General features: G+C 60.9%; 21 protein-coding genes. 4 read left to right on the top strand and 17 right to left on the bottom strand.

What is annotated here, in order from left to right:
• Window positions 1-18: 18 nt before the first annotated feature.
• The 3 genes from K328_RS0108915 to K328_RS0108905 form a co-directional block, all read right to left on the bottom strand.
• Complete coding sequence (locus tag K328_RS0108915) at window positions 19-2,919, bottom strand: CHASE2 domain-containing protein (RefSeq protein WP_028465688.1); 2,901 nt, start codon at window positions 2,917-2,919, stop codon at window positions 19-21.
• Between the two features lie 189 nt (window positions 2,920-3,108).
• Window positions 3,109-4,164, bottom strand: a complete 1,056-nt coding sequence (locus K328_RS25730) for an OmpA family protein (protein ID WP_051284671.1) — start codon at window positions 4,162-4,164, stop codon at window positions 3,109-3,111.
• Window positions 4,165-4,167: 3 nt separating this feature from the next.
• Window positions 4,168-4,656: a FecR family protein gene (locus tag K328_RS0108905; protein ID WP_084608177.1), complete on the bottom strand. Its 489-nt coding sequence runs from the start codon at window positions 4,654-4,656 to the stop codon at window positions 4,168-4,170.
• Between the two features lie 200 nt (window positions 4,657-4,856).
• Here K328_RS0108905 and K328_RS0108900 point away from each other — a divergent pair, with 200 nt between their 5' ends.
• Window positions 4,857-6,083: an amidohydrolase family protein gene (locus K328_RS0108900; protein WP_028465686.1), complete on the top strand. Its 1,227-nt coding sequence runs from the start codon at window positions 4,857-4,859 to the stop codon at window positions 6,081-6,083.
• Window positions 6,084-6,100: 17 nt separating this feature from the next.
• Here K328_RS0108900 and K328_RS0108895 read toward each other — a convergent pair whose 3' ends face one another.
• From K328_RS0108895 to K328_RS0108845, 11 genes are all read right to left on the bottom strand, one after another.
• A complete protein-coding gene (locus tag K328_RS0108895) occupies window positions 6,101-6,949 on the bottom strand; it encodes a F0F1 ATP synthase subunit gamma (RefSeq protein ID WP_028465685.1) in 849 nt (282 codons plus the stop codon).
• Complete coding sequence (locus K328_RS23165) at window positions 6,946-8,484, bottom strand: F0F1 ATP synthase subunit alpha (RefSeq protein WP_051284669.1); 1,539 nt, start codon at window positions 8,482-8,484, stop codon at window positions 6,946-6,948. The genes K328_RS0108895 and K328_RS23165 overlap by 4 nt, the downstream gene beginning before the upstream one ends.
• Window positions 8,468-9,223, bottom strand: a complete 756-nt coding sequence (locus K328_RS0108885) for a F0F1 ATP synthase subunit B family protein (protein WP_028465684.1) — start codon at window positions 9,221-9,223, stop codon at window positions 8,468-8,470. Before K328_RS0108885 ends, K328_RS23165 begins: the two co-directional genes overlap by 17 nt.
• Window positions 9,224-9,225: 2 nt before the next feature.
• Window positions 9,226-9,468 (bottom strand): F0F1 ATP synthase subunit C, encoded by a 243-nt coding sequence (locus K328_RS0108880; RefSeq protein WP_028465683.1) that lies wholly within the window; start codon window positions 9,466-9,468, stop codon window positions 9,226-9,228.
• Between the two features lie 9 nt (window positions 9,469-9,477).
• Window positions 9,478-10,152: a F0F1 ATP synthase subunit A gene (locus K328_RS0108875; protein WP_245577428.1), complete on the bottom strand. Its 675-nt coding sequence runs from the start codon at window positions 10,150-10,152 to the stop codon at window positions 9,478-9,480.
• A complete protein-coding gene (locus K328_RS0108870) occupies window positions 10,149-10,436 on the bottom strand; it encodes an N-ATPase subunit AtpR (RefSeq protein ID WP_028465681.1) in 288 nt (95 codons plus the stop codon). Before K328_RS0108870 ends, K328_RS0108875 begins: the two co-directional genes overlap by 4 nt.
• Complete coding sequence (locus tag K328_RS0108865) at window positions 10,433-10,717, bottom strand: AtpZ/AtpI family protein (protein ID WP_028465680.1); 285 nt, start codon at window positions 10,715-10,717, stop codon at window positions 10,433-10,435. Before K328_RS0108865 ends, K328_RS0108870 begins: the two co-directional genes overlap by 4 nt.
• Window positions 10,714-11,166 (bottom strand): F0F1 ATP synthase subunit epsilon, encoded by a 453-nt coding sequence (locus tag K328_RS0108860; protein ID WP_028465679.1) that lies wholly within the window; start codon window positions 11,164-11,166, stop codon window positions 10,714-10,716. The genes K328_RS0108865 and K328_RS0108860 overlap by 4 nt, the downstream gene beginning before the upstream one ends.
• Window positions 11,163-12,620 (bottom strand): F0F1 ATP synthase subunit beta, encoded by a 1,458-nt coding sequence (atpD, locus tag K328_RS23160; protein WP_205620599.1) that lies wholly within the window; start codon window positions 12,618-12,620, stop codon window positions 11,163-11,165. Before atpD ends, K328_RS0108860 begins: the two co-directional genes overlap by 4 nt.
• Before the next feature lie 224 nt (window positions 12,621-12,844).
• Window positions 12,845-13,711, bottom strand: a complete 867-nt coding sequence (locus K328_RS0108850; RefSeq protein WP_051284668.1) for a CmcJ/NvfI family oxidoreductase — start codon at window positions 13,709-13,711, stop codon at window positions 12,845-12,847.
• Between the two features lie 128 nt (window positions 13,712-13,839).
• Window positions 13,840-14,763, bottom strand: a complete 924-nt coding sequence (locus K328_RS0108845; RefSeq protein WP_028465677.1) for a LysR substrate-binding domain-containing protein — start codon at window positions 14,761-14,763, stop codon at window positions 13,840-13,842.
• A gap of 401 nt (window positions 14,764-15,164) precedes the next feature.
• Between K328_RS0108845 and K328_RS0108840 the strand changes: the two genes are divergently transcribed.
• On the top strand, window positions 15,165-15,629 hold the full coding sequence (locus K328_RS0108840) for a PAS domain-containing protein (RefSeq protein ID WP_036553263.1): 465 nt from the start codon (window positions 15,165-15,167) through the stop codon (window positions 15,627-15,629).
• 9 nt (window positions 15,630-15,638) lie between these two features.
• On the opposite strand, the gene K328_RS0108835 is transcribed toward K328_RS0108840, so the two are convergent.
• Window positions 15,639-16,085: a PAS domain-containing protein gene (locus K328_RS0108835; protein ID WP_028465675.1), complete on the bottom strand. Its 447-nt coding sequence runs from the start codon at window positions 16,083-16,085 to the stop codon at window positions 15,639-15,641.
• A 317-nt stretch (window positions 16,086-16,402) separates the two neighbouring features.
• On the opposite strand from K328_RS0108835, the gene K328_RS0108830 reads away from it, so the two are divergent.
• Window positions 16,403-17,896, top strand: a complete 1,494-nt coding sequence (locus tag K328_RS0108830) for an inorganic phosphate transporter (RefSeq protein ID WP_028465674.1) — start codon at window positions 16,403-16,405, stop codon at window positions 17,894-17,896.
• On the opposite strand, the gene K328_RS0108825 is transcribed toward K328_RS0108830, so the two are convergent.
• A complete protein-coding gene (locus K328_RS0108825; RefSeq protein ID WP_028465673.1) occupies window positions 17,835-18,332 on the bottom strand; it encodes an NUDIX hydrolase in 498 nt (165 codons plus the stop codon). The genes K328_RS0108830 and K328_RS0108825 overlap by 62 nt on opposite strands.
• Entirely contained in the window at window positions 18,333-18,947 is a 615-nt protein-coding gene (locus tag K328_RS0108820) for a class I SAM-dependent methyltransferase (protein ID WP_051284667.1), read from the bottom strand.
• 327 nt (window positions 18,948-19,274) lie between these two features.
• On the opposite strand from K328_RS0108820, the gene K328_RS0108815 reads away from it, so the two are divergent.
• Window positions 19,275-21,374, top strand: a complete 2,100-nt coding sequence (locus K328_RS0108815; protein ID WP_028465671.1) for a DEAD/DEAH box helicase — start codon at window positions 19,275-19,277, stop codon at window positions 21,372-21,374.
• The last annotated feature ends 164 nt before the right edge of the window (window positions 21,375-21,538 follow it).

Raw genomic sequence — 21,538 nt, 5'->3', positions numbered from 1 at the left:
CGGCGATCCGGAACCAGCTCAGACCGTGCGCGATGCGGGGAAGGTGATCGTCACTATCGTGCCGCTGCCTGCCGTGCTGTCTACTTCCATACTCGCCTCATGTGCCTCCACATGTGCCTTGACGATGGCGAGGCCGAGTCCGACTCCCTCGCCGGAACTGGTCATCGCACCGGGCCGTTGCCAGAAGGGTTGGGTGATGCTTTCGATCAGCTCGGGCGGAATCCCAATGCCTTGATCCTGGATCGAGAGGACAATCCGTCGCTCGTCATCGAGCATACTGTGGATTGTTACTTCCGATCCGGAAGCGGAGAATTTCACGGCGTTCGCCAGAAGGTTCTGGGCGATCTGGTATAGCATCTGCGGGTCGGCCCGCAGGGCGGGCAGAGGGTTTGTCAGGTCGAGTTTTACGGAAACAGCATGTTCGCGTGCGGCTGGTGTCAGGTCGGTAACCGCCGCATGGATTGTTTCCGTCAGGCTGGTCACGGAGTTTTCTATCCGGGACTGGAGTTTTTCCAGGCGCGCGAATTCGAGGATCTGCTCGATCATTTTCAGCAGCCGCGAACCACTGTCCGAAATATCGCTGGCATAGTCGACGTAGCGCTGGTTCCCGAGAGGCCCGAATGGCTCGCCCCGCATCATGTCGGCAAAGCCGATGATCGCGTTCAGCGGTGTGCGTAATTCGTGGCTCATGTTGGCGAGGAACTGGGATTTGGCGAGGCTGGCCAATTCAGCCTGTTCCTTCGCGGCCTTTAGTTCGATTTCGCGGTTTTTAAGCTCCGTGATATTCGAATAGACGCAGACCATGCCGCCTTCCGCCGTCCGTCTTTTGTCTACTCGAAACCACTGGTCGTCGTCCGTTTTCAGCTCATAGGGTTCGACGGAAGAGGCGAAATGGCGAAGCCTGTCATCGAGCCAGGTTTTCGCCTTTTCATCGTCTGCGAGGGACACACCGCGGCAGACGAGATAGTGCTTCAGCAGATCAGCATAAAACACGCCGGTGACGGCAGCATCCCCGGCACCGCCAAGCATCCTGCGGAAATGATCGTTGCATAGGATCAGCTGTCGGTCGGGTGAGTACAGAACAAAGCCGTCGGAGATCGCATCAATACCTTCGCGCAGGCGATGGGAGGCGCGTTCAGCGGACTCCTCGGCGGATTTGCGGTCGCTGATATCCCGCAGCACCAGGACGAAAACGCGGTCCGGACCGGCAATGGATTCCGCGAGGGTGATTTCGGTTGGGCGAATGACGGAGGAAGTTTCCGGATCCAGTATTCCTGTCTCGATTGTCGTTGGCTCGGCGGCTGTTTTCCGCAGAATGTCCGCCGGGGCTGCCGCGAGTCCGCAGGCCCAGTCGCCGGAAAGGCGCCCGCCGATGGAATGTCCGATAAGCTCAGTCGCGGGGATGCCGAATATCTGGCCCGCCGCCCGGTTTGCCGTGCGGACTTTGGCATCTCCGCCAATCGTCACGATGGCATCGAAACTGGCGTCGACGACCTCCCGGAAGTAGGTGTCATGCTGTTTCAGTGATGTTTCGTTGCGACGGCGCAAGAGCGTTTCGCTGCGAAAATCGGCAAGCACAAAATTTCCGGTCAGCATCAGCACGGCAATAACGGGGAAGCTTGAATCGATCAAAGCCCCGCTGGTGCCGTAGGCGGCAACGGAAGCTGTTATCAGGACAGCGACAGTGGCAAGAGCGGTAGCGGGCTTCCAGGCCAGGGGCGTGCGCGGCAGAAGCCATGTCAGCAGAAGCCCCAGGACGAGTGCGGCGGTAATTTCCGCCACAGCGAGGCTCCGGTCTCGCAACGGTGTCCGCCCGGTCACAATCGTATCCAGGGCGAGAGCCTGCAGATGCAATCCGGACATGGTGTCTCCCGCGCCGGAACGGACTGTCTCCCCGACGCCGGAGGCTGACGTTCCGATGACGACTATACGTCCGGCAAGCTCTCCATCCGGTACGTTGTTCCGCAGGATCTCATGCGCTGCAAGCCTGCTGATACGTTCCGGGACGGCCGTATCGATCCAGATCCGGCCCATGCGATCCGTAGGCACGAACAACGGCCCAATGGATATTCCGGACATCCCCAGTGCGGACGGAACTTCCAGCAACATGCTGGTCTGGCCGAGCGCGACCCGAGCCGCTTCCAGGGCAAGGCCAGGCGCGAATGTCTCTCCGACGCGAAAGGCTGCGGGAACCCGCCGTGCGGCGCCGTCGGGCTCGGGGAGCAGATTGACAATCCCTTCGCCGACGCCTGCCGGGCCGATTGGCGCGACACTTTCTATGATACCGGAAATGCCGGGAAGCGCGCCGACGTCTGGAGGGCCACGAACAGCAAAGCGCCCGGGTCGGCTCTGGGCTGTGGCCACTGGGTGGCCGGGTGTCTGGGCTGCGGCCGCAGTGACGGTGGGAATGGTCTGCATGGCGGCTGCGAGTGCAACATCGTAGCTGCCGAGGTCCGACAGATTGCGGCGCAGGTCTGGCCCCAGCCCGGGGAGAGTGGCCGCCAGATTCTCGGGTGACATACGGTCCGGCTCTGAGAACAGGATATTAAAGACGACCATCGCCGCCCCGGCTTCGCGCAGGTGGTCCACAAGCTCGACATAATATCTACGCGGCCAGGGCCATTGGCCGAGATGGGCGAGGCTTTCGTCATTAACGTCGACCGCGACGACAGGGGACGCCTCGGTGTGCGGAGCCCGCGTCTGAAGCAGCAGATCGAAACCCCATAGCCTCAGGACCTGGACCGGCGTGACGTCGAGAACGCGGAGGAGGACCAGCAAGAGCAGGAGGCCGCTGCCGATAAGGCGGCTCTGTCGGATCAGGCGGCGCGGCTGCCCGTCTTCCGGGCCGTCGAGCCACGGAAAGTCGCTTTGCTCTTCAGGCTTCTTGAAGCCTGTAGTGCTGCCTCTGCTGCCTTCCATTCATGCCTCATGGAGGCGCCATTGACGACCGCGTTGCGATTGCCTCTGTGCGTACTCTCTGTTGTTTGCCCGGCCGGTTTCCGCTCGGACCCTAGCGTCAAGTGAGGCGCAGGTGAACCAGAATAGCGGGTACTGGCGGGTCGCCACATCCTCGTCGGGGTTGAAACGGGGCTATGGTGTCAAAGGACCTTATCGAATGACGATTTCGACACGCCGGTTACGGGGCTCGGACACTCCGTCCGCCGTGGGGACGACAGGCGCCCGTTCGCCATAGGACTCCACCGTCAGCACTTCTTCCGGAACCCCAAGATTCAGGACCTCTTGTCCGACGATGCTCGCGCGATCAAGGGCAAGCCGGTCGTTGAAATCCGCTGAGCCGGAGCTGTCCGTGTGGCCGGAGACTTCCACCTGAGGCAACTTGCGCTGGCTGATTGTCTCCAGAACCTTGTCGAGCAGGATCAGGGATTCGGGGGTGAGAACATCTGTGCCCTGTTCGAAATAGAGCATGAACGTCACCGGTGGGGTCGGACCGGCGGCAATCGCCGCGCCGAAAACAACCCGGACATCGTCCGGCGCGAAAGTACCGGTAGCCTTGGGCGCGGCATCTGTCCGGGCAACCAGGGCGCTGGCCCGGGAGGTGTCAAGAGTGACGGAGCCCTGCTGGTTTTCAACACGGATCACACCGAGCTTTCCGTCTTCCTCCGGCAGCAGGACAACAAGCGCGCCTTTGACGGTGGCTTCCACATCCGAAAGGGCCGCAAGGAACATCTCCCGGCACTTTGCGATGTCGTCTGGCTGGTGCCCCTCTTCGAGTTCCTGCATCCAGCAGTCGAAACCGCCCTGGGCACTGGCGCTGCTCGATCCTGCGACGGAACGGGCGCCGGCAGCGAACAAGGCGGTCAGTTTATCTCGTGCTTTGTTAAGCTCCTCTCGGCCCGCCGGATCCAGATCCCTCTGGTCCATAGTCTCGGGCTCGACCATCTCGCCTTTGCCGGCGCGGATGGCGCGGTCGTAGAATCTGGCAGTGTCCGGCCAGTCATATTCGGCGCGTTCAAGGTCGCCGAGCGCCACATATTCCCCGCTGAGACTTTGCAGGAACTGGGAGTCCGGCGGCGTCATGCCCGCCAGCTCTTCCGTGTCGTACGGGCCGATGGCACAGGCACTGACGGAAAACGCGAGCAGCAGGGCCGCGAAGCCGGATCGTACGGTGCCGTGGCGTTTTGAAGTCGGGGTCTGCATGAACATGTCCTAGTTCCCCGCGCCGGCCGGAACGCGGACCGCGAAGCGGGTTCCGCGAACGGCAATGACAGACAGCGGTGTCTCGATACGGGTTTTTTCAGGTGCGATATGGCCGATCCGGCCGGACTGGTACACCATCGTGCCTTCGAGAATTTTCCCGAAGAAACTGAAGCTGTTGCGTTGCGGTGCGAATTCGAACTCCGCGAACTCGAAACGGGAATTCGGGCCGAGGGAAATCAGTGTGCCGTCATTCAGGGTGACCCCGAGCGCGCCGTTTGGTCCGGTCAGCAAGATATCCTGGTGCTGCACGTCCAGCCCCTCGCTGGCGGTCATCATCGTGCCGCCCCGCTGCACCGAGGCCTCGCCGCTGGAAACCTTTATCGTGCCGATTGCCGGGCCGGTGCCTTGCGCGGAAGCTCCGCCCGCGAGCAGTAACAGTATGAAAAATCCCGTCAGAAATCGCGTCACCCGGGCCCCCGCCACATATCTGATTGTCATTTGGAAACAACCACGGAGTGTGAGGATGAAGTAGGAGCGTCGTCAAGCTCGCCTGCGGAAAAACTGTGGGTTTATTATACTGTGAATGCCGTATCCGGGCATGGGATAGCGTTTCTTCCAATAACGTCCCGTGCACATTCAATAGTGCCGAATGAATTATGTTGGCGGGGCGCCTGCCGCCCTGATGGGAGAGTTAATTCGTGGAACTCACGCTCCGCAATGTCCGTCTCGCGGCGGAACCCGCACAGGTGCTTGATGTCGGCGTGGACAACGGAAAAATCGCCGCGATTGGCGGCGAGCTGCCGGACGGCTCCCTCACGCTCGATCTTGAAGGCCGTCTGCTGCTGCCGGGTTTCGTCGAGACCCACATACATCTCGACAAATCCTGCATCCTGCACCGCTGTACCTCCGAAAAAGGGGATCTGGCCGAGGCCATAAGCGAAGTGGCCCGGCTGAAGTCGGGCTTTACCGAACAAGACGTAGCCGAAAGGGCAGGGCGAACGCTCCGGAAGTGCGTTGTGAATGGCACAACCCGAATGCGCACTCATGTAGAAGTCGACCCGGTCATCGGCTTGCGCGGTTTCGACGGCGTGATGCAGGCGATTGCCGATTTCGCCTGGGCAATTGACGTCGAGATCTGCGTCTTTCCGCAAGAGGGATTGCTGAACAATCCGGGAACCGAGGATCTGATGGTCGCGGCCCTGAAGGACGGTGCAGGATGCATCGGGGCGGCACCCTATACAGACAGCAGTCCGCACGGGCAGATCGACCGGATCTTCGAGCTTGCACGGGAGTTCGATGTCGATATCGACATGCATCTCGATCTTGCCGCCGATCCGACGGAACTCGACGCCGATTACGTTGCGCGCAAGGCCGACGAATATGGCTGGGGCGGACGAGTTGCGGTCGGACACGTCACCAAGTTTGCCGCCATGCCACCGGAGAGCTTCGATGCGCTGGCCCGGCGGCTCGCCGGTGCAGGCGTTGCGGTCACGGTCCTGCCGTCAACGGATCTGTTCCTGATGCATCGCGACCACGATCACTCCGTCCCGCGCGGCGTTACGCCGCTGCACCGGATGCTGGGCCACGGGGTCAATTGTTCGCTCTCGACGAACAACGTCCTGAACCCGTTCACGCCCTATGGCGACTGCTCCCTGATCCGGATGGCCAATCTTTATGCCAACATCGCGCAGATCGGGCAGACGGACCTGCTGGCGGAATGCCTGAACATGATCTCGACCCGGTCCGCCGCGCTGATGAATTTGCAGGATTACGGCATTGAGGTTGGCAAAACAGCGGATCTTGTCGTGGTCGACAGCATTGACCCTGCCATGGTGGTGGCCGAGCTGGCACAGCCGATGTTCGTCTTCAAGGCCGGAAAGCAGACAGTGACGCGAGCCCTGCCGGAGTTGCACGCGCCGAAGTGAGACGGAAATTCAGGGCTCTATTGGTCGCCGACCATCGCTGCTCCGACGGCAAGCTCCAGGATCTCGGTGGTGATTTCGGATTGCCGTGACTGCCGTGCATTGCTCTGTAGAGCAGTCAGCATGGTTGAGATATTGTCGTGTGCCGTCTGTGTAGCCGAGAGCCGGGCGGCATTTTCAGCGGATATTGACTCCACCGCCGCTTCAGTCAAGCGTGCGAAGACATACTCTTCCGTCAGTTTTTCAAGCAGCTTTGCCGGGGCCATGTTGTGGAGCGGAGCTTGATGCTTCTGCTTTGTTTGCCGGATGCGGACATCGAGCGGAAGCAGCGGCCGGCGCTCAACGGTCGACGCGGTGCCTTGCCTCGAGGAGGAATATATAGCCTCCACACGGGTGATCTCGCGTGCAGCGATCTGGCGAAACAGCTCTTCGGATAAACGCTGTACCACCGCCGACACAGCATCCGGCCGGGTCGCCATCGGTCCAAACCAGGCTGGGGTGCGGTTCATCTCCGTCGCGCGTGCCGCGCCGCGGCTGCCGAGCACGAACAGTTTGTCCCGCGGACCGAGGGCATTCAGTGCCGCCTCCACAACTCTGTCATTGAAACCGCCCACGAAGCCGTGTTCGGACGCGCAGAGGATGATGGCGGTCGGGCCCGGCTTTGCTTCCGGTTTATCCGTCCTGCCATGCACCATGGAGAGTGTGTCGGCGATTCCGCCGGCGACAACCTCGGCATATTGCCGAATACCGGGAACCGCACGCTGCGCTTCCCTGAGGCGCATGCCGGAGAGCGACCGCATGGCCGCGATGATGTTCTGCAGATCTCCCATGCCGGAAATCTGCGCCTCGATCTCTGCGAGGCGGGTCATCTTGTGTCCGCCGGGGCCGTTCCGCGTGTCGATGCCGCCAGAGCGGCGATGCCTTCATGCAGGCGCTGGCGCTGCTGGTCAGTCAGGGACTTGGCTTGATCGTCGAGCGTGAGGATGTCCGGAGCGTCCTGAACGAGCCAGGAAGACAGGGCGTCCCGGAACGCATCGATCCGGTCCATGGGGGCGTCGTCGAGCAGATTTTCGGAGAGGGCGAAGAGCAGGGCAACCTGTTCTCCCAGCGGGAGCGGGGCGAACTGGCGCTGGCGCAGTATCGCGCGGATCCGCCGTCCGTGTTCGATGCTCTTCCGGGTGCGGTCATCGACCATGGTGCCGAACCGGGTAAACACCTCAAGTTCGAGAAACTGTGCGTAGTCCAGCCGCAGGCTCGCCGAGAAGGCCTTGATGACCGGCGCCTGGGTCTTTCCGCCAACGCGGGAGACGCTCTTGCCGATATCGACAGCTGGCTTCTGGTCTTCGTGGAACAGGGAGGGGTCCAGATAGATCTGGCCGTCCGTGATGGAGATCAGGTTTGTCGGGATGTAGGCGCTGATATTGCCGGCCTGGGTCTCGGCGATCGGCAAGGCTGTCAGCGAGCCGCCGCCCCGTTCCGGTGAGAGCCGGGCAGCGCGCTCGAGCAATCGCGAATGGATGTAGAAGATGTCGCCCGGATAGGCTTCACGTCCCGGCGGTCGGCGCAGCAACAGCGAGACCTGACGGTACACCGCGGCATGCTTGGTCAGCTCGTCCATGATCAGCAGGACGTCGTGCCCCTTGTTCATCCAGTATTCGGCCATGGTGCAGGCGGAATAGGGCGTCAGCCATTGCAGGCCGGGGGGAGCATCGGCCTCGCCAACGACGAAGAGGCACCGCTCGGGCGCGCCGTAGCGCCGCACCGCATCGATCACCTGGGCGACGGTGGAAGCCTTCTGGCCAATTGCGGCATAGACGCAGATCACGTCGCTGGATTTTTGATTGATGATGGTGTCGACCGCAACGGCTGTCTTGCCGGTTCCGCGGTCGCCGATGATCAGTTCGCGTTGACCCCGGCCGAGCGGGACCATGGCGTCTATCGCAAGCAACCCGGTTGCCAGGGGGCGTTCAATCAGGGCGCGGTCAATGATTGGCGGGGCTGGCTGCTCGACAGGGTTGAAGGCGGCTTGCGCAATTGGCGCACCGTCGTCGAGGGGGGCGCCAAGGGGATCGACGATCCGTCCGAGCAGGGCGTCTCCCACCGGCACCCGCGCAACTTCTCCAGTGCCGCGCACTTCGCTTCCGGCAGAAATCAAGGCGGGGTCGCCAAGCAGCACGCAGCCGATTTCCGTCTCTCCGAGACTGACGACGAGCCCCCTTACACCGCCCTCGAATACCAGCAACTCATCCAGCCGGGTCTCCGGCAAGCCGGAAACCGTGGCGACGCCGTCTCCGGCGCGCAGCACCCGGCCGACGGGCTCGACCCACGGGGTCATCGAGGCGTCCTCGATATGCGCCCGGTTCTTTGCCGCCCACCGGCGCAGGTCGTCAGCGAGCGTCGGCATCGGCGGTCATCTCCACCCGCATCGCGTTCAGAGTGCCGCGCCAGGAGAAATGCAGAATAGCGCCAGGGAAATGCAGCTCTACACCGGCGATAAGGTCCGGGTCATGGGCGAACTCGATCTCCAGGTCGTCTCCAAGGATAGCAATCAGGCGCTCTCTCCATCGCTCCATACTGGCCTTCGGTAAGGGAATGGCGCCGATCACCCGTAACCGCCCCGTGCTGGCCGGGCCGACGAGCAGGGCGTCACGTTTGCCGGGTTCCAGGGCGTTCAGATGATTTTCGATGCGGTCGAGCCAAGTTGCCATCCTCAGGTCCGCCGGTACCTCCTGCAGCAGGCGCCGTGCGACGTCCATCCCGAGATCGAGCGCGATCTTCCGCGTCTCGCCCGCAGCTGCGTCGCGCTCGGCCTGCAAAGATTTCCGGGCCTGCGTTTCAAGCTCTTCCGCATCGTGTTCGGCCTGGGCAAGGCGCGCCGCTGCCTGTATCTCCGCCTCGGTTCGGGCGGCGGCGAGCACGGCTTCACGCTCGGCCTCGGTTTCGGATCGCGCCGTGTGAATTCGTTTCAGCTCGGACTGTGCTTCCTGCTGGATACGCTTTGCTTCGGCGTGTTCCTTGTCGATGTCGGCCCGGCGCGCGTCGACGAACCGCAATACCGGCTTGTATAGAAATCGATGCAGCAGCCATACGAGGATGACGAAGTTGACTGTCTGCAGTCCGAAGGTCCACCAGTCGAACGACATGACTATCCTACGTAAGGATTTGCGAACAGGAGCAGTAGGGCGATGACGAGACAGTAGATCGCAGTTGTCTCGATCATTGCCAGACCGACGAACAGGGTTCTGGATATGGTTCCTGCGGCTTCGGGCTGGCGGGCAATGGCGTCCATCGCCGCGGCAACCGCCCTCCCTTCGGCGAGAGCCGGGCCGAGTGCGCCGAACGAGACGACGAACGCGGCGGCGAATATGCTGATAAATTCGTGGTCCACATTACCTCCTCAGGTCTGTTGCTGGGCGTTGATGGCCGCCCCGATGAAGACGCCGGCCAGAACGGTGAAGATATAAGCCTGAACCAGTCCCAGAAGCAGCTCCAGGGCCATGAGCGGGATTGGAACGAAGAGCCCCGCAAGGGCGAGCACCAGCGCAATCATGAATTCGCCGCTCATCACGTTCCCGAAGAGCCGTACCGTCAGCGAAAGCGTACGGGTGAACTCCGACAGCAGATTGAGTGGCAGCATGATCAGCTTCGGCTTGGCAAACCCGGCCAGATAGCCGAGTAGTCCCCGGGCGCGGATGCCGTAGAAATGCACCGACACAAAGACGACCGCTGCCAGAGCCGCAGCAGTTTCTATCCTGGCGGTGGGGGCTTCCATGCCGGGCAGGATGCTGGTCGAATTGGCGCTGGCGATGAACAGGAACAGCGTGGCGAGCAGGGGCAGCAATGACCGTGCGGACTTGCCCGCAACCTCACTGATCTGTTCCAGAATCCCGACAACAACGGTTTCGAGTACGGCCTGCAGGCGGCCGGGTTCCCGGCCGAGCCTTCGCGTCAGCAGCCATGATCCCAGCGGCAGCACCAGCATGAGGCCCCAGGTGGTCACGACGGCCTGGCTGATCGGGATCGGGCCGATATGGAACAGGATCGTGCTGGTCAGGGGCGATGCATCCATCATCCGGCTCTCCTTGCGCGACGCGTTGTTATCAGGCGTGCGCCGAGAAAACCGGCAAAGCCGCTGAGCAGCATCACCGGGCCGAACTGCGCGAGTACGGTCAGCAGAGCGATGGCGCCGCCGATCCGCAACACGGTCAACCCGACAACCCTGGCTGTGTGCCGTGCGCCGACCAAGGCGTCCACCGTCCGTCCGAGGGCGAAGAAATAGGCGAGGCCCAGAGCCATGCCTCCCGCGGCTACGGCGAGGGCAAGGGCGCCTGTCGTGATTGTGTCCGCTCCGTTCATTCTTTGTGCATCCTTGACCAGGCGAGCCAGCAACCGAGGCTAAGCCCCAGGACCAGAAGTCCGAGGGTCCAGAACACGCCGCTCGCAAATATACCGTCCATCCAGCGACCGATGAAAACCCCGATGAGCGGCGGGATTACGATCGTCCAGCCGAGGGCACCTATCATCGCCAGATTACGGGCGATGGACCGTTCGCCTTCGCGTTCCCAGAGCGCGCGCCTCTCCTTTCGGGTGCGCACCGCCTTTTCCAGCTGGTTGTTCTGATCCTGCGCGCCGCTCATACGCCCTCCTCGGGCAGACTTCCTGGCGCAAGGCTCTGGCCTGGAATGCCGGACGCGTTGGGCCGCAAGGCGGTGACGATCTGCTGAATCGCTGCGAGATAAAGCCTGTGCGCATCGGTTCTGGCGGACTTTTCCTCAGAGACGTGGCGCCGGAAACGGTCAAGGACCTCGGTCTCCAGGTGCTGCAGATCGTCTCCCGGCACGGCCTCGCGCGTGGCTATTTTGATCGATGCCCCGTCGCGCACGTTCAGCATGCCGCCGCGGACCGCGACATGGTGCTCGGCACCGTCCGCATCGCGCCAGGTCACGACCGAAATCGCGAGTTCGGTCAGAAAGTCCGCATGCCCGGGAAGAAGGCCGAATGCTCCGGTTTCGTCCTCCGCCCGAAGGTGGCTTACATCGGCTCCGTCGACGACGATCTCGAGCGGCGTGGCGATTGTCAGGTTCATGATGCCTCTGCCCTGGCGTGCGTGTCTTCGAGGGAGGCTTCTCTTCTCCGTGCCTCATCGAGATCGCCGACCATATAGAGGGACCGTTCGGCCCAGTCGTCTGTTTCGCCGTCCAGAATGGCGCGGCATCCGGCAATCGTGGCGTCCAGCTCCACCGCCCGGCCCGCCTTCCCGGTGAAGGCGGTGGTGACCATGAAAGGCTGGGTTAGGAACCGCATAAGCCGGCGGGCCCTACCGACGAGGCGGCGGTCTGTCGCGCTCAATTCCTCAATCCCCAGCAGGGCGATGATTTTTTGCAGGTCGCGGTAGTGAGCGATCGCCTTTCGGACCTCTTGAGCGGTCGTGTAGTGCAAGTCGCCCACCAGGCGTGGATCGAGGAGGCTTGAGGTCGAGGCGAGCGGCTCGACGGCGGGATACATGCCTTCGCTTGCCATCTCCCGCGACAGCACGATCGAAGAATCGAGATGTCCGAAGATCTCGGCCACGGCCGGGTCGGTGAAATCGTCCGCCGGAACATAGACTGCCTGGATCGAGGTGATGGCTGCTCCGGGAACGGAGGCGATGCGCTCCTCGAACTCGGCAATCTCGCTGCTCAGGGTGGGCTGGTAACCGACACGGGACGGAAGGCGCCCCAGCAGACCGGATATCTCTCCGCCCGCCTGGACCAGACGGTAGACATTGTCCACCAGCAGAAGAACGTTTTCATGGATGTCGTCGCGGAAGTGCTCCGCGATGGCGAGCCCGGTCAGCCCCACGCGCCACCGCGCACCGGGCGGCTCGTTCATCTGCCCGAAGACCAGGGCTGTGCGGTCCAGCACTCCGGACTGCCGCAGTTCCAGCAGGAGCTCATGGCCCTCGCGCGAGCGTTCGCCGATACCGGCAAAGACCGATATGCCGGAATGCCGTTCAACCGTGGTCCGGATCAGTTCCATGATCAGAACCGTCTTGCCGACCCCGGCCCCGCCGAACATGGCGGCCTTGCCGCCTTTGATCAGGGGCGCAAGCAGGTCGATGACCTTGATGCCTGTGTGAAACATTTCGGGCTGATTGCCCTGCTGTGACAGAGCCGGTGCAGGGCCGTGGATCGGCTTTCGGGGCACGTCAGCGGGAAAGGGTGCGCCCGCGTCCACAGGCTCGCCAATGACGTTGATGAGGCGGCCGAGAACCGCCTCTCCGACAGGAACCTGAAGGGGGGCGCCCGTTGTCTGGACCGGTGTTCCGCGTTTCAGCCCGGCAGTATTCCCCAGCGCGACAGCGCGAGCGGTTACGGCATCGAGATGAATCTGGATTTCAGCGATCAGGGACGGGCCCGAATCTTCTGCAATCGAAACGGCGTCGCCAAGCGATGGCATCCGGTCTGGTGGAAACCGGATGTCGATCACCGACCCATGGATCGCAACAACCTCTCCGGCCGCAGAATGCGATTGGGAATCTTCGATCGCTTTGTCGTGCACACCCAAACCCCAATGTCCGGTACGTCGTTCCGAGCGCTGACGATAGGTAGAGAGTGTGCCCGGAACGTAAGCCGATTGGTATCAATATGATCCAGATCACGACACGGGGCATTGATCCTTATCAATCGTATGGGGGCATCCGGGCACGGCCGCGTTTTCAGCCTCTCCTGCTCAGGTGACGGCGATGCGTGCGCTTCCGAAGCTGCACGCATCGCCTGTTCGGCCTATTCGATCACCACGAATGTGCGGACCTCGATGCTTTCTCTCGCTGGGGTGTCGTCGGTCTGGGTCGGCAGGGGGAACGCACTGTGCGGTGTGAATTGTGCGCGGCCGTCCTCGATGCTGTCCCAGCCCTTGATCAGCAGCACCTCGTCCCGGGTCATTTCGGGGACGTAATACCAGCGCTGATCCTTGTCGTGGGACAGGTGATAGATCTCGCCGACCCGGTCCGGGAAGACCTGATCCGTCGCGACCAGGTCTGCCGCCTTGACGCTGGTTGCGTCCGCAAGGGCAAGGGGGGAGCGCTGCACCGGTCCGCGGATCGGCCGCCAGACATTGACCTGGAGGATGCGCGCACCGGAATTCAACAGGCGGTCGAACGCGTCGGCACCGAACACATCGCGGGCGCGCTGCGGGCCGCTCTTTGCCGTGTAATCCACATGGATGCGCGGCGCCGGTCCACGGTTGCCATCCTTGTTGCTGGCGCCTTTACCGCCATCCGAGCGTCGGGTGGCATCGAAGATTGCGACCTGAGTGGCGCCGAATTCTTCTTTCAGGAGGCTACGGATTTCAGTGAAATAGCCGGTCTCTACAGCATCGTCATCATAGAGATCCGCGATGTCTGTCGGCACGGTCCGGAGCACGAAACCTTCCTTGTCGAGGGTGAAGGATCCGGCATGTGGCCGCATATCCGCAACCAGAACATCGTGGTCCTCGACCGTGAAGTGGAAGTCAGGCGCACCGCCGGTATAGGCCGCGCTGTAAAGAGCCGGCTTCTCTGCCTGGGGCACAATGAATGTCAGCGGCGCCACGACATTCTCGGCGCTTTCTGAAGCTGGGTTGTTGATGTGGTCCTGAACAACGTTCGCCATCTTCCGTCTCCTCCTGGCCGTCGCTTGCCGGCCTGTTGTGATGGCACTTCAGATAGACCCTGAAAGCGCGTGACACAAAAGAGAAGAACTCAAGATTACTTGAGAAAAATTTAAGAGAGATATCGATTTTACGGTTTGGCGTGTTGAAGCACCGCGCGGCTTGCGTCGGCCTGCTCTAGCAGCCAGCGTTTCACCCGCAGCGTTCGTGCGGGTGGAGGAAGATTTGCCGGTAGACAAAGGTAGAATGCGGCCCCGGAAGGAGCTGTTGCGCCGAAAGGTGTCACCAGAGCGCCGCTGGAGAGACGTTCTTCGATATAGGGCGAACGACCGATGGTTATACCATGCCCGGCTTCCGCGACTTGAAGCCCCTGTTCGATCGCGTCGAGTTCCAGTGCGCCCCTCAGGTCCGGCGGGGCCAAGCCACGTGCCTTGGCCCATTCCTGCCATTCATCCGGAATGCTGCGAATGACGATCAAGCGTGATCGCTTCAGCACGTCTTCGATATTTACCTCGTCATCCGGCACGTAACCCGGCGCGGCAACTGGTGTCGCATGGTCGTCGAAGAGGAAGGTTTTATCGACATTCTGCCAGTTTCCCCGGCCGTATCTGATGGCAATGTCCACCTGGTCGCGCTCTAGGTCGATCACTCTGGTCGTCGGGACAAGCTGGATGTCGAGATCAGGATTCGCAACTTCGAACGCGCCGAGGCGCGGAAGTAGCCATGTCGCCGCCATCGACGTCGGCAGTGTGAGCCTGACAACGGCCCGGCCATCGGAAGGCAGGACGGCTTCGGTTGCCGCTTCGAGTTCCCGGATCGCCGGGTCTATCCGGGCGAGATATCGGGTTCCGGTTTCCGTCAGGACGAGTCGCCGGCTCGTGCGGTCGAACAGTTGCGCCCGCAGCAAGGTCTCCAATTGCCGGATCTGATGGCTGACCGCGGACTCCGTAACGCCAAGAGCGACAGCGGCATCCGCGAGCCGGTCATGCGTTGCCGCAGCACGGAATGCGAGGAGCGAGCGAAAGGGGGGAACGCGCGTATTATGCAAAGCCATTGCTGAAATGTACCTCAAGTGATGTGCCGTGCCGAGCCTTTCATGAAGCGATCTGATTTGCGATGGAGGCTGTGCGGCATCTGCGCCTGATGGTGCATGGGGACGGTGGCGCGTTGCCGGAGACGGCAGAAACGGGGGGGGGGCTTGTCGATGGAAAGCGACATGAAAAATGACGGAAATCAGAAAGGTTTATTTGTTCCATCTCATTGAAAAAATGGAGAAATAATGTGTTGTTTAAATGGGTTTGGCCTGATGTTATCGAGCGTGTGAAATCGAGTGTCTGGCGGACATGAAGATTGCGGGAGTTGGCTCCTTTTGGTGTTTTCCGATGGCCTTATCGGACCTGCTGACCAGCCGACTCTTTTCGAATTCTGATCAGGGCTTGGGTCGTATATCAGGCGATGGACAATGATTTTCGGGGAAATTGGGACACAGAGCTGGCGCTCGAAAACCCGCGCCTGCAGGAGTTTTTTTCGTATTGGCAGCAGAAGGCCAGACCGGAAGGCCTGCCTGCCCGTAGCGATTTCGACCCTGTGGAGATGAAGGGGTTTTTGGGGCACCTGTTCCTGGTCGTCCCGGAGCCTGAGATCGATGATTTTCGCTATACGCTGATCGGAACGACGATCACCAGTCAGGTCGGGATCGACAATACGGGGCGCACCGTGGGGGAGGTATTCGGAGCGCCTGGCCTGAAGCTATATCGTAAAGTTCGGGACGAGCGCGCCCCTATCAGGGTGCATGGGACGGTGGAATGGCGCCGTAAGGAATTTCTTGCTTATGAAAGCGTCCTGCTGCCGCTTGCGGACGATGCTCAAAGTGTGGACCATTTCGTTGGAATGATGGTTTTTGGACCTGCTGCGAGCTGAGTGCGCGGATCATGAGAATTCGATCGACCTGTGGCTGATCAACTCTACAATCGTTAGCAGATGCGTCACGAGCCCGTCAGGGCCGGACAAGGGCAGAACGACCTCATCGAGTTTCTTGAAGTCTGCTTGAGGTCCTACATATTCGACAGGGCGGCGAACAGGGCGCCCCGATCGGACGGCGAGACGAAGGTTTTCGATGAGCGGACCGTCCGGCTCCACGTGAGGAAGGTCCCGAATTAGACGTCCTGTGTAGTTCTCGAAGAAGAATGACCGGGCAACATCCCCAATCACCCTGAACCGAAAATCCTGCCCCCCGTCGATAACGCCCATGAAGACAACGTGCGGCAACAGGCGTGGGATATGGCAAGGGTCGAATTCAGCGCGCGCGGGTGTGCAGGCTGCGCCACCAATTCTGTCCCAATAGGCAAGGGCCTCATCCACCACGGATTTAGTCATTAGAGGTCTTTTGTCGTCAGTTGTGAAAGAAGTGTGTGAAGCGCAGATTATTGGACATTAAGCCAAATATATTTCGAAATTGATAACATCATTGCATGTGTTGCCGCTGCCGTCGGTCTGTTCATATGAAAATTGAATTGGCTATTTATTTCATTATTCGAAATGAGTGATTGAGCATTTCTGTGGTGGAATACATCCAATTCTGCTAGGTCAGCGCGAACGCGACCATCGCGGAGTGGATGGGTCTTCGGCGACTTCAGGCCGGTGGCATTAAAATCCGCGATAATGCTTTGACAGACGCATAGGCAGGCTTTCCAGTGTCTTCGAATCCCAAGAAAACCGAAAACCGGTACGTCAACGATCTGCGTCGGTTCAGCTATTTTCAGTCCCAGTTTTTTGACCTCAAGGGGGTGACCGTCCCACTTGGTTTGTCGGTCATATTCCTGACCCTAGTCGGCCTTTATGTCGCGAGCGCGCAGCACGGCATTAGCGAAGATTGGCTGATCGTCGTTGTTGCGGCGATTGTTGGCGGTTACATGGCGCTGAATATCGGCGCCAACGATGTTGCCAACAATATGGGCCCCGCGGTTGGCGGCAAGGTGCTGACCGTCGTAAGCGCTATCCTGATCGCGGCTGTGTGCGAGACTGCCGGCGCCTTGCTGGCGGGCGGTGACGTGGTGAAGACTGTCTCCAAAGGGATCATCTCGCCAGGTGACAGTGTCAGCGTTGGCGAATTCCGTGACCTGATGCTGAGCGCGCTGTTCGCTGCCGCGCTCTGGATCAATTTCGCAACCATTCTGAATGCCCCCGTATCGACGACCCATTCGATCGTGGGCGGTGTTCTCGGAGCGGGAATTGCGGCGGCCGGATTTGGCCTGGTGAACTGGTCGACCATGGCGGCTATTGCCGCAAGCTGGGTCATATCTCCTGTATTCGGCGCTATGTTCGCGGCGGCGATCCTGTTCGTGATCAAGAAAAAGATCCTCAACGTCGATGACCGCCTGACGGCTGCCAAAACCTGGGTGCCCATCATGATCGGTCTGATGGCGGCGGCCTTTGCGGCCTATATGGCGATGAAAGGCCTCAAGAAGATTTGGCATCCGTCAGTCATTGAGGTTCTGGTTTATTCGGTCTTCGCTTTCTTTGCGGCGTACTTTTTGTCCCGGCCGTATATCGCTCGTCGCGTGGTTTCTCTGGAAGGTTCCAGAAAGGACGTGAACTCGCTGTTCGATCTGCCGCTGATCGCCGGTGCGGCACTTCTGTCTTTTGCGCATGGCGCGAATGACGTCGCCAATGCCGTTGGCCCGCTTGCCGCCATCGTCTCGACGGTTGGCGAAGGGGCCGGGATCGGAAGCAAGGTGACTATCCCGCTCTGGGTCATGGCGATCGGAGCGTTTGGTATCGCACTTGGACTAGGCCTGTTCGGGCCGAAGCTTATCGCTGTCGTCGGTGAGAAGATCACGCGGCTGAATTCGCCGCGGTCCTACTGTGTTGCCCTGTCAGCGGCTGTCACGGTGTTGATCGCGACCACGCTCGGCCTCCCGGTCAGTTCGACTCATATTGCGGTCGGCGCTGTGTTCGGTGTTGGTTTCCTGCGCGAGTTCCTGGAGAACCCGAACAAGCGACGGGTGCGTCCCGGGCACAAACTGAATGATACAGCTGAAGAGGCTTTTAACAGCCGCGACTACAAATCGGTGCGGCGATTGGTTCGGCGCCGGTTCGTGCTGTCGATCGCGGCCGCCTGGATCATCACTGTGCCGGCATCAGCTCTGGTTGCTTCTGCGGTTTATGCTCTCTTGCAGCTTCTCTGATCCAGCGTCCGAGAGAGTCAAATTGCCCGAGGACGAGATGAAAATCCTCTGGATATGCGACCCGCGGTGCATCCTCTAACAGGGCCCAGTGCCGCTGGCGGAATTTCTTTTCGGGCCAGTCCTCTGCCTGCTCGGTGACAAGAAACGGGAAATACGTTACCGGAATTTCGAGCTTGCCGGTATCCGACAGCTTGGTGACGACGTGGGTCATCGGAAAGTCTTCGAGGACCACCCCGCGAACTCCGGCTTCCTCGAAACCTTCCCTCAGGCACGCGTCCATGTGGCTTTCGCCTTTCTTCCGCTTACCCTTTGGCAATATCCATCTACCACGCGTCTGAGACGTGACGAAAAGAATGGCCAGCAGATCATCTCTGATGTCGAACGGGATGATTCCAACGCGATGCATTTGTTTGTCCTTGTTCCGGGCTTCTTGCACTCAAACGATGTTCAAATTGACCTTGGGAATGGTCATCAGGGCCCTGTCGTTCGGCCGCATGGGCTTGAAGGCGATCAGGTTTACCTGCATTTCCGCCACCAGATTGCGCTCCGTGTTGATCCGGTGCATCAGCTCTTCAGCGGTATTCGATCCGGCGACGCTCTTCGGGATGAGGAAGGTGACTTCGTCGGTACCCCAATCGCCGCGATAGCCGTAGTCCGCGAAATTATAGAACGGCTGCTGGAAATAGTCGAAGCTGCGAATGAAATAGGGCCGCTTGTGGGTCGGATCGGCCCAGGCCATGTCGGTCGCGCCGAAAGGCAGCTTGAGATCGAACCGACAATCGTTTTTCGCGATCCGCCACATCTCCTGCATGAATGGCAGCACACGGTCGATATGTTCGATCAGATGCGATGCATGGATCTCTTCGACTGAATCGTCCGGGAGCGGAAACGGTTCGATCCCGCATGTCTCAAGATCGTAAATTACGTCGACGCCCGGCCCGGGCATGATGTCATGATTTACCCAGCCGTCGCGGATCACCTTGCCGCAGCCAAGATTGAGCTTGAGTGCCTGCTGCGCGCCTTCAGGCTGCGATTCTGCTTGTGAAACCACGTTCTGCTATCCTCTCGAATCAGCCTTCAGTGTGCCTTTAGAGCTTGAAACGTACAATGAATTACGGACGGTACTTGTCAGACGAACATGTTGAATTTGCGGAGGCGGTGCCGTTCAAGCATTGCGTCTGGCGCAACACGCAATGGCGTCGCGGTACCGGAAATGCTCAGCAGGTATGCGCGCCGGAACGCTGTACATCCGGCGCTTACACGCCTATGTTGCGCGCCACTTTAATTCGATCACGCGCGCAAGGCGCCGCACTGCCGATCCCACCGGGGGAAACATGGTTCCCGAACGGTCGATCGCAGGCATTCCGAAAGACATGACATGACAGAATTTGAAGGCGTTGTTCCGGCGCTCGGTAAAGCATTGGCGAAGCGCGGTTACGAGACGCTGACCCCGGTTCAGCAGGCGGTCATTACCAACGAAATGCAGGATGCCGACGCTCTGGTCTCGGCTCAGACTGGCTCCGGCAAGACGGTTGCTTTCGGGCTGGCCATGGCACCGACCCTGCTGGGCGATGCCGAACGCTTCGAGCGGGTATCCTCTCCAGTTGCCTTGGCTGTCGCACCGACCCGCGAGCTGGCCCTGCAGGTCAAGCGAGAGCTGGAATGGCTCTATGAATTCACCGGCGCCTCGGTGGTGTCCTGCGTCGGCGGCATGGATATGCGGACCGAACGCATGGCGCTGCAGCGTGGCGCACATATTGTCGTCGGTACGCCCGGACGATTGCGCGATCATGTCGAGCGCCGGTCGCTGGACATGTCTGGCATGAAAGCCATCGTGCTGGACGAGGCCGATGAGATGCTCGATCTCGGCTTCCGGGAGGATCTGGAGTTCATCCTGAAATCCTCGCCGGAAACCCGCCGGACACTGATGTTCTCGGCCACTGTGCCCCGGACCATCGCCTCTCTCGCCAAGCGTTATCAGAAGGATGCGGTTCGTATCTCCACGGCTGGGGAGCGGAACCAGCATGTCGATATCGAATACCGGGCTCTGGCCTGCGCGCCGAATGATCGGGAAAACGCGATCATCAACGTGCTGCGGCATTCGGATGCGGTCACGACCATCGTTTTCTGCAGCACCCGTGCGACAGTGAACCATCTGACCAGCCGCTTCACCAACCGGGGCATCTCGGTTGTCGCTCTGTCGGGCGAGCTGAGCCAGAGCGCGCGAACCCACGCCCTGCAGGCGTTGCGGGATGGCCGGGCGCAGGTCTGTGTCGCCACCGATGTGGCGGCCCGCGGAATCGATCTGCCGAACCTGGAACTGGTGATCCATGCGGATCTGCCGAAAAACCAGGAATCCCTGCTGCACCGGAGTGGTCGTACCGGCCGGGCCGGGCGCAAGGGTGTCTCCACCCTGATCGTACCCTATTCGCGCCGGCGCCAGACCGAGCGCATGCTGTCCAATGCCAATATCAAGGCGACCTGGGGCAAGCCGCCGACCGCGGACGAGATTCTGGCGCTGGATCGCAAGCGTATTCTGGAAGATGCGGATCTGAGCGGCGAGACCACTGAGGAAGAACGCGCTTTCGCGGCGGAGCTGCTCTCTCGTTATGACGCCGAGGCCGTTGCCATCGCCTTCCTGCGCAAGCGCATGGCCGGGCTGCCGGCACCCGAAGAGCTGATGAACGATCCCTCGGGCGGTGAGCGTTACGACCGTGGAGACCGCGGGGATCGTGGCGACCGGGGCGATCGTGGCGAACGCGGTGAGCCGCGCAAGCGCCGGCAGGATTTCGAGGACGGTGTATGGATCCGCCTCTCGGTCGGTCGGAACCACAAGGCGGAAGCGCGCTGGCTGTTGCCGATGCTGTGCCGCACCGGCGACATCACCAAGTCTGATGTTGGCGCGATCAAGATCCAGGAAACCGAAACCCACGTCGAGCTGCACCCCAAGGCAGTCGACAAGTTTCTGGCGGCGGTTGGCCCGAGCCGCAAGGTAGAGAAGAGCATCACGGTGGACCGGATGTCCGGCGCCCCTGCTGAACAGGAGGCGTCGTCGGAGCCGCGTGCCCCGCGTCCGCCCCGCAGGCCTCGGGCCGATGCGGAGCCGGGCGATCGTCCGATGAAGCGTCAGCGGGACAAGCGCGCGCCTCAGGGCCGCCCTGCCGCGGACGTTGTCACGGAAGCCGCTGACGCGGCGCCAGCCTCGGCTCCCGATGCGCGGCCGGCTCCGGATTACAAGGCAAAGAAGCCCAGAAAGCCGAAGGATGGCGCGGGCAAGCCGGGCGGGAAATTCGGCAAGCCGCGTGAGGGACATGCAAAGCCCGCACATGCGAAATCCGGTGACGGAAAACCGGGGCATGCCAAGTCCGGCAAACCGAAAGCCGGAGAGGGCAAACCGGGTAAGCCGAAAGGCAAGTCCGGGACCAAGAAACCGCACCGCAAGGGTGAGTCCAAGCCGAAGGCGCCGTGGGTCGATTAAGGCTGACAGAGCCGCAGGGGTTTGCCAGGCGCCAATATGATCACCGGCCTGTGTGATCGCTGGCCCATATGATCGCTGGTAAGTGGTTACAAAGAGCGGGTAAACGAAATCAGACAAGCGCTGGACTTCTGTCCGGCGCTTGTTTTGTTTCCGCTCCATCGCAG

Source organism: Nisaea denitrificans DSM 18348 (assembly GCF_000426505.1).
Lineage (GTDB): Bacteria > Pseudomonadota > Alphaproteobacteria > Thalassobaculales > Thalassobaculaceae > Nisaea > Nisaea denitrificans.
This window is presented reverse-complemented; position numbering and strand designations above follow the sequence as displayed.

Bases quoted from the DNA above. Each gene is read 5' to 3' on its own strand.
- K328_RS0108915 (WP_028465688.1), bottom strand. From the start codon at position 2,919: ATGGAAGGCAGCAGAGGCAGCACTACAGGCTTCAAGAAGCCTGAAGAG.
- K328_RS25730 (WP_051284671.1), bottom strand. From the start codon at position 4,164: ATGTTCATGCAGACCCCGACTTCAAAACGCCACGGCACCGTACGATCC.
- K328_RS0108905 (WP_084608177.1), bottom strand. From the start codon at position 4,656: ATGACAATCAGATATGTGGCGGGGGCCCGGGTGACGCGATTTCTGACG.
- K328_RS0108895 (WP_028465685.1), bottom strand. From the start codon at position 6,949: ATGACCCGCCTCGCAGAGATCGAGGCGCAGATTTCCGGCATGGGAGAT.
- K328_RS23165 (WP_051284669.1), bottom strand. From the start codon at position 8,484: ATGCCGACGCTCGCTGACGACCTGCGCCGGTGGGCGGCAAAGAACCGG.
- K328_RS0108885 (WP_028465684.1), bottom strand. From the start codon at position 9,223: ATGTCGTTCGACTGGTGGACCTTCGGACTGCAGACAGTCAACTTCGTC.
- K328_RS0108875 (WP_245577428.1), bottom strand. From the start codon at position 10,152: ATGATGGATGCATCGCCCCTGACCAGCACGATCCTGTTCCATATCGGC.
- K328_RS0108870 (WP_028465681.1), bottom strand. From the start codon at position 10,436: ATGAACGGAGCGGACACAATCACGACAGGCGCCCTTGCCCTCGCCGTA.
- K328_RS0108865 (WP_028465680.1), bottom strand. From the start codon at position 10,717: ATGAGCGGCGCGCAGGATCAGAACAACCAGCTGGAAAAGGCGGTGCGC.
- K328_RS0108860 (WP_028465679.1), bottom strand. From the start codon at position 11,166: ATGAACCTGACAATCGCCACGCCGCTCGAGATCGTCGTCGACGGAGCC.
- K328_RS0108850 (WP_051284668.1), bottom strand. From the start codon at position 13,711: ATGGCGAACGTTGTTCAGGACCACATCAACAACCCAGCTTCAGAAAGC.
- K328_RS0108845 (WP_028465677.1), bottom strand. From the start codon at position 14,763: ATGGCTTTGCATAATACGCGCGTTCCCCCCTTTCGCTCGCTCCTCGCA.
- K328_RS0108840 (WP_036553263.1), top strand. From the start codon at position 15,165: ATGGACAATGATTTTCGGGGAAATTGGGACACAGAGCTGGCGCTCGAA.
- K328_RS0108835 (WP_028465675.1), bottom strand. From the start codon at position 16,085: ATGACTAAATCCGTGGTGGATGAGGCCCTTGCCTATTGGGACAGAATT.
- K328_RS0108815 (WP_028465671.1), top strand. From the start codon at position 19,275: ATGACAGAATTTGAAGGCGTTGTTCCGGCGCTCGGTAAAGCATTGGCG.